9 protein-coding genes, 1 tRNA gene and 2 rRNA genes (1 of these 12 running past the window's edge) are annotated in these 17,102 nt (G+C 69.5%); 4 read left to right on the top strand and 8 right to left on the bottom strand.

Going from position 1 to position 17,102, the window contains the following annotated elements; translation table 11 throughout:
* Positions 1-87: 87 nt before the first annotated feature.
* Positions 88-1,803, top strand: coding sequence for a L,D-transpeptidase family protein (locus WMF19_RS15255; RefSeq protein WP_437899763.1), 1,716 nt, complete (start codon positions 88-90; stop codon positions 1,801-1,803).
* Here WMF19_RS15255 and WMF19_RS15250 read toward each other — a convergent pair.
* The 5 genes from WMF19_RS15250 to WMF19_RS15230 form a co-directional block, all read right to left on the bottom strand.
* A complete protein-coding gene (locus WMF19_RS15250) occupies positions 1,790-3,058 on the bottom strand; it encodes a pyridoxal phosphate-dependent aminotransferase (RefSeq protein ID WP_437899762.1) in 1,269 nt (422 codons plus the stop codon). The genes WMF19_RS15255 and WMF19_RS15250 overlap by 14 nt on opposite strands.
* A gap of 117 nt (positions 3,059-3,175) precedes the next feature.
* The gene (locus WMF19_RS15245) at positions 3,176-5,614 is read right to left on the bottom strand and encodes a S8 family serine peptidase (protein ID WP_437899760.1); all 2,439 of its coding nucleotides are present in this window, start codon (positions 5,612-5,614) and stop codon (positions 3,176-3,178) included.
* 89 nt (positions 5,615-5,703) lie between these two features.
* The gene (locus tag WMF19_RS15240; RefSeq protein WP_272103516.1) at positions 5,704-7,236 is read right to left on the bottom strand and encodes an acyl-CoA carboxylase subunit beta; all 1,533 of its coding nucleotides are present in this window, start codon (positions 7,234-7,236) and stop codon (positions 5,704-5,706) included.
* Positions 7,237-7,252: 16 nt separating this feature from the next.
* Positions 7,253-8,656 carry a VWA domain-containing protein gene (locus tag WMF19_RS15235; RefSeq protein WP_437899759.1) on the bottom strand — a complete coding sequence of 468 codons (1,404 nt, stop codon included), beginning with the start codon at positions 8,654-8,656 and terminating at the stop codon, positions 7,253-7,255.
* A 39-nt stretch (positions 8,657-8,695) separates the two neighbouring features.
* Positions 8,696-9,550 (bottom strand): redoxin domain-containing protein, encoded by an 855-nt coding sequence (locus WMF19_RS15230; protein WP_437899758.1) that lies wholly within the window; start codon positions 9,548-9,550, stop codon positions 8,696-8,698.
* A gap of 24 nt (positions 9,551-9,574) precedes the next feature.
* On the opposite strand from WMF19_RS15230, the gene WMF19_RS15225 reads away from it, so the two are divergent.
* The 3 genes from WMF19_RS15225 to WMF19_RS15215 all read left to right on the top strand — a co-directional run bounded on the left by WMF19_RS15225 (position 9,575) and on the right by WMF19_RS15215 (position 11,708).
* Complete coding sequence (locus tag WMF19_RS15225) at positions 9,575-10,204, top strand: hypothetical protein (RefSeq protein ID WP_437899757.1); 630 nt, start codon at positions 9,575-9,577, stop codon at positions 10,202-10,204.
* A gap of 862 nt (positions 10,205-11,066) precedes the next feature.
* Positions 11,067-11,140 (top strand) — tRNA-Arg (locus tag WMF19_RS15220).
* A gap of 118 nt (positions 11,141-11,258) precedes the next feature.
* Positions 11,259-11,708, top strand: coding sequence for a nucleoside deaminase (locus WMF19_RS15215; protein WP_437899756.1), 450 nt, complete (start codon positions 11,259-11,261; stop codon positions 11,706-11,708).
* A gap of 22 nt (positions 11,709-11,730) precedes the next feature.
* On the opposite strand, the gene WMF19_RS15210 is transcribed toward WMF19_RS15215, so the two are convergent.
* The 3 genes from WMF19_RS15210 to WMF19_RS15200 all read right to left on the bottom strand — a co-directional run.
* Positions 11,731-14,019: a transglycosylase domain-containing protein gene (locus WMF19_RS15210; RefSeq protein ID WP_437899755.1), complete on the bottom strand. Its 2,289-nt coding sequence runs from the start codon at positions 14,017-14,019 to the stop codon at positions 11,731-11,733.
* 478 nt (positions 14,020-14,497) lie between these two features.
* A 5S ribosomal RNA gene (rrf, locus tag WMF19_RS15205) occupies positions 14,498-14,614 on the bottom strand.
* A gap of 140 nt (positions 14,615-14,754) precedes the next feature.
* A 23S ribosomal RNA gene (locus tag WMF19_RS15200) occupies positions 14,755-17,102 on the bottom strand; it runs 659 nt beyond the window's last position.

The raw sequence follows: 17,102 nt of genomic DNA, 5'->3' as shown, positions 1-17,102 counted from the left end.
CGGCTCGCCTGCGCTGGCGGCCGCGGGCGGCGCAGGTGTCGTTCGCTTGTCCGCAGCCGCTTCCGGCAACTAGTCTCTCCCGCTTGCATGGCTAGCTCACCGCCTTCCTTGCTCCTCGCGGCCCTGACGTGCGCGATCGCGTCGGGGGGCGCCGCGGCTTGCTCCGAAGAGAGCCCCGCCGAGGCGGCGCCTGCCTCGCTCGAGGCGGACGCCCCGCGGACGCCCCCCGAGGCGGACGCGCCGCGCGTGTCCGCGGGAGCGGCCGCGCCGGGCGCCGCGGTCGTCGAGGCGGCGCACGTCACGAAGGCGCCGGCCCCGGCCCAGGCGGAGGCCGAAGCGCCGCCCTCGTCGAGCGCAGCGGGAACGACGCCGCCGGCCAGCGCGGCGGGAGCGACACCACCGGCCAGCGCGGCGGCGGAGGGCGCGCGCATCTACTCCAAGGCGCGGTTTGCGTGGATCAGCCCTGGCCCTTACCCGACGCGGGGCTGGAGCGGCTACCTCGGGCTCGGCGGCTCCGTCGCGCTGCGCGGCGGCAGCGTCGAGGCCGCGCGGACGCCGGGCGAGGGGTGCGACGCGTGGTACGCCATCGAGCCGCGGGGTTACGTCTGCGCTGGCGCCAGCGCCGCGGTCGATCCGAACGACCCGGTCGTGGTCGCGCTGCAGCCGCACGCGCCCAGGGTCGACTCCCCGTGGCCCTATGACTACGCGGAGTCGACCGGCGCGCCGCGCTACCCGCAGCTCCCGAGCGCGAAGGAGCAGCGGCGCGCCGAGTGGGACCTCGAGGAGCACCTCGCGAACATCGCGAAGGTGCGCGCCGCCGAGGGCGCTGGCGAGGAGGCCATCCGAGAGATCGACGAGGCCCTCGTGGGGGTCGACCTGAAGCCCACGGGGGTCGCCGCCCCGGCGCTGTTTCCTTTCGGCGGCCTCGTGCGCGAGGGGCGCGACCGGATCGTGAACGGCTCGACGGTGGCGTTCACCCGCGCGTTCGACGCGCAGGACCGGACCTGGGTGGTGACCTCGGATCAGGCGTACATGCCGAAGGATCGCCTGAAGCCCTATCCGCGCTCGAGCTTCCAGGGCGTCTGGCTGAAGGACGGGCGTTCGCTCCCGCTCGCGTTCTTCCGCAAGACCGATCGACCGAAGTACCAGCGGGGCGCCGGCGGCCGCTTCGAGCCGACCGGCGCGTCGTTCGCGCGGCTCGCCTCGGTCGGGCTCACCGGTCGCGCCGAGCTCGAGGACGGCGAGCGGTTCCTCGAGACGCAGGAGCCAGGGGTCTACGTGCGCGCGGACGACACCGTCGTGATCGAGGCGGCGAAGAGCTCGCCGCTCGAGGGCGAGGCCGATCCGTCATCGCCGCCGCGCAAGTGGATCGAGGTGAGCGTGCTCGGCGGCTGGTTCGTCGCCTACGAAGAGCTCACCCCGGTCTTCGCGACGCTCATCTCACCGGGGCGCGGCGGCGTCCCGAGGCAGGGCATCCCCGCCATCGAGACCGCGGCGACGCCGACCGGGCGCTTCCGCATCGACGGGAAGTTCGTGACGGCGACGATGGTGTCGAGCACGAACGACAAGATCGTCCACTCCGAGGTGCAGTTCGTGCAGAATTTCAGCGGACCGCACGCGCTGCACGGCGCGTACTGGCACGACGCCTGGGGCGAGCCGAAGAGCGGCGGCTGCGTCAACCTCTCCCCCATCGACGCGAAGCAGATGTTCGCCTGGACCGACCCGCCGGTGCCGGAGGGGTGGCACGGCCTGCGGGCCTCCCGCGACGCCGGCCGCTCCACGGTGGTCCTCATCCACCGCTGATCGCGCGCGCGATCCGGCCCGCGAGCCGCAGCGCGGCTTCCGCGAACACGTCCGGATCGAGCAGCAGGCCGACCACGAGGAAGCCGTCGCGCGGCATGTCGAAGAAGTAGCCGGGGTGGACGATGATCCCCTCGTCGCGCACGAGGAGCTCGACCCAGCCGTCCTCGTCGTGCACGCGCGGGACCTCCAGCGTCGCGTACCAGCCGCCGTCGATCGGGAGCCGCCGGACCGCGCCCCCGGCGTGCGATTCGATCGCCGCGTCGAGCGCGGCCAGGTTAGCCTGCACGCGCGACAGGATCGCGCGCTGGATGGGCGCCCGCGAGGCGAGGATCTCCGGCAGCGCGAGCTGCACCGGGGTGCCGACCGAGAGGTAGGTGTCAGCGATGACCTCCAGCCGCTCCAGCGCCGCGGCGGCGAGCTCCGGCGGCCCCGAGACCGCGATCCAGCCGAGCTTGAGCTGCGGCAGCGCCATCACCTTGGAGAGCCCGCTCAGCACGAAGGTCAGCGCCTGCCGCGAGCCGACGAAGCTCGGCAGGCGGTCCGGGGAGAGGTCTCCGTGGGCGTAGTCCCCGAAGACCTCGTCGACGATCAGCGCGAGCCCGCGCTCCCCGGCCCACGCCTCGAGCGCGGCAGCGTCGTCGCGGCGCACGAAGGAGCCGGTCGGGTTGTTCGGATGGACGAGCACCACCGCCCGCGTCCGCTCGCCGGCCGCGCGCTCGAGCGCGCCGAGGTCGATTCGCCATCCTTCCTCCCTGAGGAGCGGGTAGGGCGTGAGCGAGACGTCCTCGAGGCAGGCCAGGTACTCGAGAAGCGGGTACGACGGCACGGGGACGAGCACGTCGTCGCCGCGCTCGGCGAGCAGCTTGAGCAGCCAGCCGTACGCTTCGCTGGTGCTGGCCGTCAGCACGACGCTCGACGGATCCACGTCGAGCCCGCGCTCTCGGTAGTAGCGCGACACCGCGGCGCGCGCCGCCGGATCGCCGAGCGGCAGCGGCGAATACCGCGCGCCGCGCGGCTCGCCGAGCGGCGCGATGAGGTGAGCCGTCTCGATGATCCCGCAGCGCGTCGGGTTCGACTCGGTGAAATCGACGAGCGCGCGCCCCGCCCCGCGCGCCTCTGCGAGCACGGACGCGAGGCTGTTGCCCGAGAGATCCCAGCCGGTGCGCGCCGCGAACCGCATCGGCCGGGGGGCGCGCGCGTGTCCCGCGTCCGCCTCTACCGCGGGAGGTCGATCCAGGCTCACCCGTTTCTCCATGCGTCCGTGCTCCATCGCCGTCGTGCTCTACCCCGCCCCGCCGCTCGGCCACCGTGACACGTACGGCGCCGGACGGCAGCCGCGCGACGCGAGGGCGCACGGGCCGCGGGGGGGTGCTCAGCCGCGGCGCCGCCGCCGCGCTGCCGACACCCCCGTCACGAGGACGCTCGCGAGGCACCAGGCGGCGCGGCTCGACGGCGGCGTGCGGTCCGGGCCAGCCGCGGCCCAGGTGCACGCGCCGCTGGTCGCCTCGAGCTCTCCGTTCGCCATCCAGACGTCGCTCCCTACCGGGAGCTCGCGCGCGCCGAGCGAGGCACCGCCGTAAAGGACGTCGATGGCCAGCGTCGTCCCGCCGGAGCCGCGCGGCGCGGCGACCGCGAACTGCCACAGCCCGCGGCGCACCTCCCGGAGCGGCGTGTGCATCGCCCCGCCGCGGACGGCGACCGTGAGCTTCCCATCGACGCCCCTCACCGGGGCTCCGTCAGGGCGTCGCAGCTCGATCGTCCCCCAGACCGGCCACGACGGGTCGGGCCTCGCGTAGGTGCTCGACAGGACGTACCAGCTCTTGGCGAGCGCCGGTTCGTTGCCGCCGGTCTCGGCGGCCTCGAGCGCGAGCCGCGCGCCTTCGAGATCGAGCACGCCGGGGCCGAGCTGCGCGTCGAGCGGCACGGCGCCCCTCGGGTACCGCGCGCCCGCCTGGAGCGCCTCCGTGACCTCCGCCTGGGTCAGGTTCGGGTTGACCTGGAAGAGGAGCGCGATCGCCCCTGCGACCTGCGGCGCCGCCATGGACGACCCTGACGCGATCGCGTGGTAATCGTCGACGACGAAGCAAGGCTCGTCGCCGGGGCACCCGGGCGTATCGAACAGCCCTCCGGGATGGGTGCGCGGGTCGACGCCGCTGGCCATGGCGGCCGCGACCAGGCCGCCGGGCGCGCTGATCTCCGGCTTGGCGACGCCGAACGGCGTGGGACCAGCCGCGCTGAAGTAGCAGGCGCTGTCCTCTTCGATGTCCACGCCGTCGAGGCTCGTGAGGCGCACGCTCGTGGAGCTCCCCTGCGGCTGCCAGCGGACGCGGTTGATGGTGCATCCCACGGCGAGCAGCCCAGGGTGGCTCGCGGGCACGTTGATCGTCCCTTGCTTGATGGCGCGCGGGAACAGGAGCCCGAGATCGTGCGACGGCGAGACGTCGCCGAGCCCCGTCACCCAGAGCTGCGCGTCCCCTTGGCCTCGCAGGCGGATCGCGAACTCGCCCGCCTTCCACGCCCCGCTGAAGGCCACGACGGCGCTGTTCGTCGCTGCGGTGATGGGCGACTTCCCGTTCGCGAGCCGGTTGATGACGGCGCCGGTCGTCTCGCCGTCGTCGCCGGTGTAACCGGCGTCGTCTCCGGGCTCGACCAGGCCGATCCACGCCTCGCCGCCTGGCCCCTCGAGGCCGACCGACACCTCGTCCCCGGGCCGGAAGGTGATCCAGACGTATCCTTCACCGCGCTCCGCGCTCGGCGTGCGGATGGGCACGCGCGTCTCGGCGTGCGCCGACACGTGGGCCTCGGTGTGGATCCCGAGCGATCCTTCGCCGTCGATCTCGTACAGCGCGCCGCTGTTGCCGGCGGCGACGACGATCGCCCGCCCCGGATGAGCGCTGCCGACCATCGCGGCGAGCCCCGCCTCGAGCGGGCTCGTCCCGTCGTGGGGCCCGAAATCGCTCCCGACGCTCAGGTTGACGACCGCCGGCATGTTCAGCTCCTCGGCGCGGTCGAAGATGAACTGCACCGCCTTGAGGATGTCCGGATCGTCGAAGCCCTCGCCCGGCCGCGCAGGCGCGGCGATGATCAGCGTCGCGGCGGGCGCCACGCCGACATACCGCGGCCGCTCCGAGACCATCGGCCCGCCGTTGCCTGCAGCGATGGAGGCCACGTGCGTGCCGTGCCCCGCGATATCGCGGAGGATGCCGGGCATGCTCTTCGCGAGCATCGCGTCGATGTCGGCGTCGGAGAAGATCGCGCACGCCGACTGGTCCGGATCATCGCACCCGTACGTGTGCTCGAGCGCCGCGTGCAGCCCCTTCGGGCTTCCGGCCTGCAGCATCCATCGGATCCGTGTCTTGCCGTCCTTGTCTCGAAAATCCGGGTGGGTCACGTCGAGGCCGGTATCGACGACGCCGACGACCACCCCCTTGCCATCCGCCCCGGTGACCTTCCTGTACGGCTCGACGCGGATCCACCCCTTGGACCGATCCAGCAGGGGCTGCCGCGGCGGTCCTGTGAACAGCCTGAGCTCCGGGTGCGCGGCGGAGAAGGCGCCGACGTCGCCGGGCGCGAGCCGGATGGTCCCGAGGCCCGGCGCGACCGGGAGCAGCCCGAGCGCCCGCGCGTCGGCGCCGGCGGGCAGCGGCACCATCACCGGGATGCGCCCGCGCGGATCGGCGAACGGGTGCCGACCCAGGCGCGAGCTGAGCAGGCGCGCCACCGCCGGGGCCGGGACGTCGGCGCGCGCTTCACCGGCCGCCAGGGCGAGGCCGAGCAGCGCGATGGAGAGCGGAGACCTGCGGGCGAGCACGCCGCGAGTCTACACCACGTCCGCGCGCGGCCGAGGTCTCAAAGGGCGCCGCCCTCGCCGCGCGTTCTCCGGAGCGCGCCGCGGCCCGCTCACACCGGCGGCACGAGGTGCTTCTTGCGCGGCCTCTCCTCGACCTTGCCGGCGTACCGCTCGAAGCGGCGCGCCACCTCGCGGCGGAGGTTCGCCGTCGGGATGATCGCGTCGATCACGAGCTCGCTCGCGAGCTTCTCCAGGTCGACGTCGGCCCGGTACTCGTCGCGCAGCTTCTGGACGAGCGCCTCGCGCTCGGGCCCCGCCGGGATCGCCTGGATCTTGTTGAAGTAGACGGCGTTCACCGCGGCGCTCGGCCCCATCACCGCGATCGAGGCCGAGGGGAGGGCGACGCACTCGTCGGGCGCGAACGCCGGCCCGCACATCGCGTAGAGCCCGGCGCCGTACGCCTTGCGCACGACGACGGACAGCTTCGGCACGCTCGCCTCGCTCACGGCGGCGATCATCTTCGCCCCGGCCCGGATGATCCCCTGCCTCTCGACGACGGTCCCGATCATGAAGCCGGGCACGTCGGCGAGGTACAGGAGCGGGATGTTGAACGCGTCGCACAGCCAGATGAACCGCGCCGCCTTGTCGGCCGAGTCCACGAACAGCACGCCGCCCTTGTATTTCGGCTGGTTCGCGACGATGCCGACCGCGCGTCCCTCGACGCGCGCGAGCCCCGTGACGATCTCTCGCGCGTAGAGCTTCTTGATCTCGACGAAGCTGCCCTCGTCGATGATCGCGTCGATCACGGCCATGATGTCGAACGGCTTGTTCTCGTCGGCGGGGATCACGTCCTCGAGCGGCCGCTGCCCTGGCTTCTCCGGCCTCGGCTCGACGCGTGGCGCGGCCTCGGCGGAGCTCTGCGGCATCAGCGCGAGGTAGCGCTTCGCGAAGGCGATCGCCTCCTCCTCGGTCTTCACGAGGACGTCGCCGCACCCCGAGACCGAGCAGTGCATGCGCGCCCCGCCGAGCTCTTCGAGCGTGACCTTCTCGCCGATCACCATCTCCGCCATCCGCGGAGAGCCCAGGTACATGCTCGCGTTGCTCTCGACCATGCACACGACGTCGCAGAACGCCGGGATGTAGGCGCCCCCCGCCGCCGACGGGCCGAACAGCAGGCAGATCTGCGGGACGAGGCCGCTCAGCTCGACCTGGTTGTAGAAGATCCGGCCCGCCCCGCGCCGCCCGGGGAACATCTCGATCTGGTCGGTGATGCGCGCCCCCGCGGAGTCGACGAGGTAGAGCAGCGGGCACCGGAGGCGCCGCGCTGTCTCCTGCACGCGCAGGATCTTCTCGACCGTGCGGCGCCCCCACGAGCCGGCCTTCACCGTCGAGTCGTTCGCCATCACGCACACGGGGCGCCCGCCCACCGTCCCGGTGCCCGTGATGACGCCGTCGGCCGGCAGCTCGGGATCCAGCGCGTTGGCGAGCGCCGCGTCCTCAATGAAGCTTCCTTCATCGACGAGCAGCGCGACGCGTTGCCGCGCGAACAGCTTGCCCTGTTCCGCGTTCTTGTCGTGGTACTTCTGCGCGCCTCCCTTCTCGATGCGCGCCGTGAGATCCCGCAGCTTCTGATCGAGCGACATGGCGCGACCCATAGCCCTAAGCGCGCCGGGCGACCACCTCCCGCGCCGCCGATTCGAGCTCCCGCGCGGTCCGGGCGACCAGCACCTTCGTCGACGCGGCGGCGTAGCGCGGCATCGCGCTGTCTCCCGTCCCCCAGGCGCCCGGCCCCTCGGGGCAGAGCCACAGGAGCGCCCGCGCCCTGTCGCGCAGCCTCCTCACGACCTCCGCCTCGTCCGCGAAGTAGTTCGTGCGCCCGTCGCCCAGGATCACGAGGGTCACCCGCCGGTCCACGTCACGCCCGTGTCGCTCCTCGAAGGCCAGCAGGGCGCGCCCGTAATTCGAGTTGTGCGCCCGGCTCACCACCTCGCCGCGCTGGATCCGATCGAGCGCCGAGCCCGCCGGCAACGCCTCGAAGAGCTCGGTCGTCTCGGCGAGCTCGCTCACGAAGACGAACGATCGCGTCCGGTCGAAGAGCTCCTGCGCCGCGCAGACGAACTCGAGCATGAACCGCGCAGCGACGCGGACCGAATCCGACACGTCGCACAGGATCATCAGGCGCGGCTTGTCGCGCCGCCGCGCCCGCCGCGCCGGCTGGAACGGCACACCGCCGGTCTGGAGGCTGCGCCGCAGCGTCCGGTGGGGATCGATCCTCCCGCGCCGCGCGCGGCGCCTGCGGAGCCGCTCCGCGCCGCGGAGTCGCTGGGACAGCTCTTTCACGGCGCGACGCACCTCCTCCATCTCGCCCTCGCCGAGCGAGGCGAACGGCACATCCATGCGGCCCTCGGCAGCTGGCTCTTCGCCCTCGAAGCGCCGGAGCGACAGCGTCACGTGCTCGCGCACGCGGTGCCGCATCCGCTCCAGCTCGGCGGCGAGCGCCTCCGCGAGTGCCCTGCCCCGCTCCTCGCCGAGCGCCTCCTCGAGCGCGCTCCGGATCCGCCGCAGCGCGCTGGCGACGGCCGGCACCCCGAGCTGATCCATCACCCGCTGCGCGAAGAACCCGACCTGGAGCGAGCTCGTCATCGGCGCGAGCACGCGCGCGATCCCGGCTGCCTGGAGCGCTCGGTCGAGCTCCCCTGCGGTCCCTGCGAGCGCCTGGAACGCGATCGCGTCGCCCGAGGCGCCGCTCCGCTCCGCCGCCGCGCTGAGCAGATCGCGCAGGGCGGAGAGCTCCCCATCCGAGAACCCTCGCTCCCGCAGGCGCCCCCACAGATCGCCGACGTGCGCGCCCTCGGGGGAGAAGAAGCGGTCGAAGCAGGCGCGGTACCGGCGGAGATCGGCGGCGCGCTCGACGACCACCGCGCCGATGGCGTCGCGCAGCGTCCCACGGTCGCCGAACCCGACCAGGGCGCAGGCGCGCGTGACGTCGATGGCCTGCGCCGTCGAGACGGCGAAGCCATCGCGGCGCAGCGCCCAAAGGAACTCGTCGATGGCGAGGAGCATGGAGAGCGTACCGGTCCAGCCCGCGCGGCCCCGCGGCGGCTACGGCGCCGGCGCGGGCTCCGCGAGCAGCGCCTTGAGGAGCTTCTCGACCTCGGCGTGCCGGGTCGGGTCGTACCCGACCACCACGTCCCGGATGACGCCCTTCTTGTCGATCACGAACATGGTGGGGAGCGCCTTGACGCCGTAGGCCGCGGAGGTCGACTCCGACGCGTCTGCCGCGACCGCGTAGCGCATCGAGAGGGCCTGCGCTGTCTTCGTCGCGACGCCGACCTCGTCGGTCGTCACGCCCACGACCCGCAGCCCCTGCGCGGCGTACGCCGCGTGCCACGCCGAGAGCTGCGGGGCCATCAAGCGGCACGGCGCGCACCAGGTCGCCCAGAAATCGAGCAGCACCACGTTTCCGCGCAGGGCCCCGATGTTCGCCGGGACGGCCCCTCCGACGGCGGTGAGCGGCTTCCAGGCTGGCGCGAACGTGCCGATCTTGTCGAGTCGGAGGATCTGATCGTGCCCCGGGAACGGCACCAGCGTCGGCGCGACGTCTCGCTCTCGACCGCCGCGCCGGATCCGGAGGTTCACCACGTTTCCAGGCCCCGCGAGCGCGACACGCGCGACGAGCTGCTTTGGCTCGTCGATCTGCACGCCGTCCGCCGCGAGGACCTGGTCCCCGTCCAAGATGCCCGCCTTCGCCGCCGGCGAGCTGTTGATGACGTGCTTCGCGACCACCCCCCCGGCCGGCCCTGGCTCCAGCTCCACGCCCAGCCAGGCGCGGCGGGACGCCTCCTCGGCGGCTGCGCGTGGGGCGCCTCCCAGCAGCGCAGCGCCCGACAGCGACACCAGCGAGGCGGCCAGGAGGGCGCGCCATGCGCGGCCTCGCCTGGAAGAGGCCAGGTACATCCGGGCAGTGTAGCATCTCGACCGGTGCGGTCCCGAACCCGCCTCTCTGCGTGGTGCGCGCTCGCTGCGGCGTCGCTCGCCTCGATGACGCTCTCGACGGAGTCGCGGTTCTGCGCCGGGTGGGCCCCCCTGCCGCTCGGCTGTGCGCCGCCCCCGTCGTCCCTGTCCCGCGCGGACGTCGCGGGGACCACGGAGTGGATCGGACCCGGCTCCAGCTCCACCCCCAAGGCGCGCGCGCCGGCCGAGGCGCCCGCTGCACCTCCGGCGGCGGCGCCCTCGGCCTGGGAGCTCGCCGGCCAGCTCGCGACCTTCCAGCCCGTCACGGATCGAGCTCGTTCCCAGCACTTCACCGGCGAGATGGAGGCGGAGGTGAGGATCAACGCGGCGGCCGCGCCCTACCCGCAGCTCGGTCCGGATCGCGTCCTCCCCTCTGGCGCGGCCGTTGTCGAGTTCCACTACCGGGCGGGCTCGCCGGAGCCGGCCACGCTCCTGGCCATGGTGAAGCGACCGGCTGGCTACGACCCCGACGGCGGCAACTGGGAGTACCTGGTCCTCACGCCCCAGGGCACCTCCACCCACCGCGGCGCTCTGCCGCTCTGCAAGCGCTGCCATGCCGACGCTCCGCACGACCACCTCTTCGGCGGCCCCCGATAGGCGCTCGCGGGCCATCGACAGCGCGGCGCGTCACAGCGCGCGTTGGCCAGCGATCTCGCTCCGCAAAGATTGCGAAGCACGGCATGGCACGCGACAGCGGTGCCCGAGCACCTCGTCGGACACTGATCCGCGACCACCGAAGAAACCGCGACGAAACGTGAGTATTCCGTTGGACGTGTGCGCGCGCGAGGACGCCCCGAGGAGGAGGCCGCGAGATGGCACAGAGGCTGCTCCAGGCGGAATTGACCGTGTTCTGCGCTGTGGGCTGCAGCGTGTCTCGGTCCTCCTCCCCTCGTAACGGGCCTCACTAGCTTGTGCTTGGTCGTTCAGCTGGCGCCATCCGCCTCGTCCATGGCGTCGCTGCTGCTTGGCTTACGGCTTCTTCCCGTTTCGTCAGCTTGGCCTGCTCGTCTGGTTGTGAGTTTCTGAGCTTCGCTTGCCCTTCGAGAGCGTGTGAAAGCGCGCGGCCATTCCGTAACGGAGTCGCCGCGCGCCCTGTTTTTGTCCTGAGCTCGTTGCCCGCGGCCGGCTTCGTGCGCGTCGGAGGCATGGCCTGCCCCGCTCGCCCGCTTCGCCCTGCGGCGGCTCAACCTTGCGGATGGGATCAGCCTTTGCGGACGAGAAGGCTCGGCCATTCGGAGGGAGTCGCGGGAGGGCGAGGCGCGAGGGCACAGGAAGCAGCGATGTTTGCAGCGACCTCGGCCGCAAACGCCGCGCATCCGAGCAGACGCCCTCAGGCCTCGATCACTTTTCCTTTGACAGCTCGCTCAGGGGCGTATAAACGCCGGCACTCACTTCGCGCAACCGAGCGCGACGCGGGAGTGCGGTGGCGTAGCCACGTCTTGCACTTGTCTTCACCAGAGCGCCCATAGCTCAGCTGGATAGAGCATCGGCCTACGAAGCCGGGGGTCGGAAGTTCGAATCTTCCTGGGCGCGCCTGATCGGTCGTGTAAAAGGTCCTGAGCCCCTCATGGACGTCATGGATGACGGAGCGGAATTGCTCCTCTCCCCTGTGGCACAGCCGGAGGAACCAGCGAGCGTCGACGCGCTGTGGATGCGCGAGGCGCTCGCTGAGGCCGAGGCTGCAGCAGGTGCCGGTGACGTCCCCGTGGGGGCGCTCATCGTCGATGCGGCGGGGACGGTGCTGGCGCGCGGTCGAAACCGTCGCGAGGTCGATCAGGATCCGACCGGCCACGCCGAGGTGGACGCGCTGCGGGCGGCGGCCAGGCGGCTTGGTCATTGGCGGCTCGAAGGGGCGACGGTCTATGCGACGCTGGAGCCGTGTCCCATGTGCGCGGGCGCGCTCGTCAATGCCAGGATTGCGCGGCTCGTCTACGGCTGCCCGGACCCGAAGGCGGGAGCTGTCGACACGCTGTTCGCGATCGGGCGCGACAACCGGCTTAACCATCGCTTCGCGGTCACCTCGGGCGTGCTCGCAGACGAGTGCGCCGGCGTGCTCCGCGCGTTCTTCGCGAAGCTCCGGACCGCCGCGTCGAAGCGCTGACAGCCCGCCCGCGCGTGGGGCGTCAAGGCGCCGTCAAGGCGCCGCCCTCGTCCTCTCCGGATCTCTCCTCGCCGGCTTCACCGCCGTCCTCACCGCTCTGACGGGGCGCCAGATGAGGCGCAGGAGAGCCTCGCACCACGACCTCCTGGAGCCCCTTCTCCAGCTCCTCGTCGGAGATCCGCTGGCGCCTGTGCGCGATCTGCATGAGCTTGCGCAGGTACCCGCTCCACGCAGGCGTCACCTCGCCGTTCGCGTCGAAGTGCTGCACGCTCGGGTTTGGCAGGATCGACGCGATGTACAGCGCCTGTCCGAGCGAGAGCTGCGCCGCCGACGCATTGAAGTAGTGCCGCGCGGCAGCGCCGATGCCGTAGACCAGCGGCCCGAACTCCACCGCGTTCAGGTAGAGCTCCATGATCTGCTCCTTGGTGAGCTCCTGCTCGAGGTACATGGTGAGCAAGGTTTCCTGGAGCTTGCGCGCCACGCTCTTGGTCCGCTCGAGGTAGAGGTTCTTGGCGAGCTGCATGCTGACGGTGCTCGCCCCCCGCACGAACCGCCTCTTCCGGAGGTTCTCGCGGATCGAGTTCTTGATGGCTTCCTCGTCGAATCCGTGGTGCCGGTGGAAGCCGCCGTCCTCCGTGGTCAGCACGGCGACCTCCATGAAGCGGGAGATGTCTTCGTAGGAGACCCACTCGGGGGTCCCTGGCCCGGACTCGATTTCCACGCGCTTGCCGCCGGGCCCGTAGACCAGGCGCCGGAACGCGCGCTTGAAGCGATCGACGCTGAGCTCCGGTGGCATCTCGGTCACGCGGCAGGTGTTGGAGATACCCCAGTCAAGCAAAAAGTTCCGGTCGAGGTTCGCTGTATCGAACCGGAGCTTCCCTTCGATCCCGAACGAGCCGGCGAGCCTCATGCCGTGGAGCTTCGCCACGATGCCTTTGGGCACCGAATCCAGCATCGACTGGCAAGCCGTGAGAGGCACCTCGAAGTTGCCGCGGACCCGGTGTGAGTTTCCGGCGTGCTCGTATTCGCCGTGCGCGATCAGCCTCAGTGCACCGAGGTCGACCTCGGCGTCATCGGCGACGAGCTTGGACCCGTCGAGCTTTGCGTTCGCTTTCGCTCGCCATGCCAGGTCGAGGCCAGCGATGGGCTCGTCTGCGAGGGCCGCGCTCCGCAGGGAGAGGTTTTTCAGCCTTCCTTCGCCGTCGATGCCGAGCGTCTGGCCGTCGGCCGAGAGGACGACCCGCGCTCGGCTGACGATCGACGTCCGCGCCACATCGAACAGGCCCATGTCCCCTTCATGGACGCCGAGGGTGGAGAGCCAGATGGGTCCGCCCTGCACGTCGGCGACGATCTCCTGCGGGGTCTCCTTCGCGTCGTTGATCGGCACGCGAAGGCGAAAGGTGAGCGCCTGCTGGGCGTCGGCGCCGGAGGTCGCGATCGCGGCCTCTCCAGGCGAGAGCTCCACCACGAGCGAGCCTGCCTCGCGCCTCACGGCGAGGTGGCCCGGTCCCAGGTTGAGATGATCGGCGTCGCGCTGGAGACGCGCGGTGACGCCCGCGACGTCGACCTTGGCGTCCTTGCCGAGCGCCAGATCGATGCCCTGCGCCGCCCGCAGGAGGGCTTCTCGAACCGCAGTCCCTCGATTTCGCGCCGCCTCTGCCCCGCCGCTGAGCTCGGCTGTCCTCGTCAGCTGTGCCGGATGGGTGCGCCCGCTCTGCTCAGGCACGACCTGAGGTTCAGGGGTGACCTCCGGGAGCGCCACGTTCGCGTCGATGGCGTCGGCCGAGAGCTCGCTCACCTGGTACCGTCCCTGCTCCTGGGCAAGCACCAGCCGGCCGTGCCGGACCGAGAAGGCGGCGCGTCCCAGGGACAGGATCGCTTCGCGCGCAGCGATGGATGTCCGCCCTCCCTCGCGCGACAGGCGCACGTTGTCGGCCGACAGCCTCTCCCCGGGTGAATCGGCCCGATCGGTCCAGACGAGCCGCAAGCCCTCCAGTTCGGTGCTGCCGCCCCCCTCGCTCGTCGCGGTGCCGGAACGTCCTGGCGGCTGCCCCGCCCGCCAGGTCTCCAGCTCGTGGAGGATGGCCTCCCGCGGGCCAACGGCGGAGACCGTCCCCCCGCGCATCGTCACGCGTCGTCCCGAGACGCCCAGCGCGACGGCGACCTCATCCAGGCGGATGGAGATGCTCGGCGCCCCGCGCAGGTGGACGTCCACCCCCTTCAGGGAGACGCCGCTCCAGGTGGGCCGGACCTGGTCGATCGACAGCGATGCCCCGTACCCATCAGCCGCCCGCTCGGCCTGATAGCGCACAAAAGGCGCGAATCCGACGACGAGCCCACCACAGAGGGCCCCCCCGGCGACCGCGGCGATTCTCCTGCGCTTGAATCCCAAGGTTCCCCTAGGGTAGCAACGCCTGGCGGTCGGAAGAAACTCGCAGCGTCATCTCGATCTCGCGCCGCGGTCTCCTACCGGACCCCGCGCCTGTGACTGCGCTGGCCCTTCCTCTCACGCGGCAGGCGGCGCCGCACGCAGCGCGAATGCCCGGAGCTGGGACCAGCGAAAATTCAAGCCGTACAACACGACGACAGCCCTCGACGGGCCCTTGGTGCACGTCGGGCCAGAAGATCGTTGGGTCGCCGCCACGCCGCATCCCCGAGAAACAGCGCCAGCGAAGCCCCCGAGGCGGGCTCGACGTCGCGAAGACGCCGCAGCGCGGGCCCAGTGCTCGGGGCGCCATGGACAAAAAAAACCTGCACACGGTTTTCACCGTGTGCAGGTTCGAAGAAAATCCCGGCGGCGTCCTACTCTCCCACCAGGTTGCCCTGGCAGTACCATCGGCTCCAAGAAGCTTAACTTCCGAGTTCGGTATGGGATCGGGTGTGACCTTCTCGATATCACCACCGGAAACTTGTGGGTGCGTCCAATCGGAACCCGGCGGAGCCCGCTTCTCGCGGTGCTCTGTTCCATGTTTACGCCAGGTCAGCTGTGTCACGCTGCTCGTCACCCGAACTCCGGGCGCGACGCTTCGATGTTTGCCTTAGAAGTATGGTCAAGCCGCACGACCTATTAGTACCGGTTAGCTCCGCCGATTGCTCGGCTTCCACACCCGGCCTATCAACCTCGTGGTCTACAAGGGGTCTTTAGGGGCCTTGCGGCCCGGGACACCTAGTCTTGAGGCCGGCTTCCCGCTTAGATGCTTTCAGCGGTTATCCGTTCCGTACATGGCTACCCGGCTATGCCCTTGGCAGGACAACCGGAGCACCAGAGGTACGTCCACCCAGGTCCTCTCGTACTATGGGCAGCTCCTCTCAAGTGTCCTACGCCCACGGCAGATAGGGACCAAACTGTCTCACGACGTTTTAAACCCAGCTCGCGTACCGCTTTAATCGGCGAACAGCCGAACCCTTGGGACCTGCTCCAGCCCCAGGATGCGATGGGCCGACATCGAGGTGCCAAACCGCGCCGCCGATATGAACTCTCAGGCGCGATCAGCCTGTTATCCCCAGAGTACCTTTTATCCGATGAGCGATGGCCCTTCCATACAGAACCACCGGATCACTAACGCCTGCTTTCGCACCTGTTCGACCTGTCGGTCTCACAGTTAAGCTCCCTTGTGCGTTTGCACTCTACGCCTGGTTTCCAATCAGGCTGAGGGAACCTTCGCACGCCTCCGTTACTTTTTAGGAGGCGACCGCCCCAGTCAAACTGCCCACCAGGCAGTGTCCCCGACCCAGTTCATGGGCCCAGGTTAGATTTCCAGAATACCCAGGGTGGTATTTCAACGTTGGCTCTGCCGAACCCAGAAGCCCGGCTTCATAGCCTCCCACCTATCCTACGCAGAATATCCCGAAAATCACTGCCAAGTTGCAGTAAAGGTTCATGGGGTCTTTCCGTCTTGCCGCGGGTAGAGGGTATCTTCACCCCCGATACAATTTCGCTGAGTCCCTGGTCGAGACAGCGGGGATGTTGTTATGCCATTCGTGCAGGTCGGAACTTACCCGACAAGGAATTTCGCTACCTTAGGACCGTTATAGTTACGGCCGCCGTTTACTGGGGCTTCGGTTCAGAGCTTCGCTTGCGCTGACTCGTCCCCTTAACCTTCCAGCACCGGGCAGGCATCAGACCCTATACGTCGTCTTACGACTTCGCAGAGTCCTGTGTTTTTAGTAAACAGTCACAACCCCCATTTCTCTGCAACCACCTCACGCTCCAGGCGCCAGCCCTTCACGCAAAGCGGCACACCTTCTCCCGAAGTTACGGTGTCATTTTGCCGAGTTCCTTAACCAGGGTTCTCTCACGCGCCTTGGGATACTCACCCCGCCCACCTGAGTCGGTTTGCGGTACGGACACCAAAGAGGCTCTGTACGCGGCTTTTCTTGGAAGTTTGGGATCACCGAGTATCCCGGGCCGAAACCCGGACCTCATCACCTCTCGGGTTAACGAGCCGTCGTTTGTCCCTATCGGGTCCTGACTGCTCACCCTACCGGCTTGAACACGGAAGCCATCTACCGTGCTCGGCCTACCCTTCTCCGTCCCCGCTTACTTCAACGCCACCCTTGGTGGTGCAGGAATATTAACCTGCTTCCCATCACCTACGCCTCTCGGCCTCGGCTTAGGATCCGACTAACCCATGGGAGGATTATCCTTCCCCAGGAAACCTTGGGCTTACGGCGACCGAGTTTCTCGCTCGGTTTATCGCTACTCATGCCTGCATAAGCTCTTCTCAAGGCCGTTATCGGTCGTCACCGTCCGACGTGTATCTCCTTGAGAATACTCCCCTACCGCTCTCTTTCGAAAGCCCGTGGCTTCGGTACTGAGCTTGAGCCCCGTTATATTTTCGGCGCGGGTTCGCTTGACCAGTGAGCTATTACGCTTTCTTTGAAGGATGGCTGCTTCTAAGCCAACCTCCTGGTTGTCAGTGCGCTCCCACATCCTTTGACACTTAGCTCAGATTTGGGGACCTTAGCCGACGATCTGGGCTCTTTCCCTCTCGGCTACGGAACTTATCTCCCGCAGCCTGACTCCCGGATACTTGTCGACGGCATTCGGAGTTTGATTGGGTTTGGTAATCTGGTAGGACCCCTAGCCCATTCAGTGCTCTACCTCCGTCGCAATTCGTCCGAGGCTATACCTCAATATATTTCGGGGAGAACCAGCTATATCCCAGCTTGATTAGCCTTTCACTCCTATCCACACCTCATCCCCCACATTTTCAACTGTGGTGAGTTCGGTCCTCCAAGCGGTGTTACCCGCTCTTCAACCTGGACATGGATAGATCGCTAAGGTTTCGGGTCTACGTCACGCGACTCGACGCCCTGTTAGGACTCGCTTTCGCTTCGGCTTCACCTCGCGGCTTAACCTCGCCACGTAACGTAACTCGCAGGCCCATTATG

The sequence above is a fragment of the Sorangium sp. So ce124 genome, from assembly GCF_051525235.1.
Taxonomy (GTDB): domain Bacteria; phylum Myxococcota_A; class Polyangia; order Polyangiales; family Polyangiaceae; genus Sorangium; species Sorangium atrum.
Note: the sequence above shows the minus strand (reverse complement) of the source record. Positions and strands in the feature narration are given on the sequence as shown.

What these genes read in the sequence shown, in the direction of transcription:
- WMF19_RS15240 (WP_272103516.1), bottom strand. Translation starts at nt 7,236, where the DNA reads ATGTCGCTCGATCAGAAGCTGCGGGATCTCACGGCGCGCATCGAGAAG.
- WMF19_RS15215 (WP_437899756.1), top strand. Translation starts at nt 11,259, where the DNA reads ATGCGCGAGGCGCTCGCTGAGGCCGAGGCTGCAGCAGGTGCCGGTGAC.
- WMF19_RS15235 (WP_437899759.1), bottom strand. Translation starts at nt 8,656, where the DNA reads ATGCTCCTCGCCATCGACGAGTTCCTTTGGGCGCTGCGCCGCGATGGC.
- WMF19_RS15230 (WP_437899758.1), bottom strand. Translation starts at nt 9,550, where the DNA reads ATGTACCTGGCCTCTTCCAGGCGAGGCCGCGCATGGCGCGCCCTCCTG.
- WMF19_RS15250 (WP_437899762.1), bottom strand. Translation starts at nt 3,058, where the DNA reads ATGGAGAAACGGGTGAGCCTGGATCGACCTCCCGCGGTAGAGGCGGAC.
- WMF19_RS15255 (WP_437899763.1), top strand. Translation starts at nt 88, where the DNA reads ATGGCTAGCTCACCGCCTTCCTTGCTCCTCGCGGCCCTGACGTGCGCG.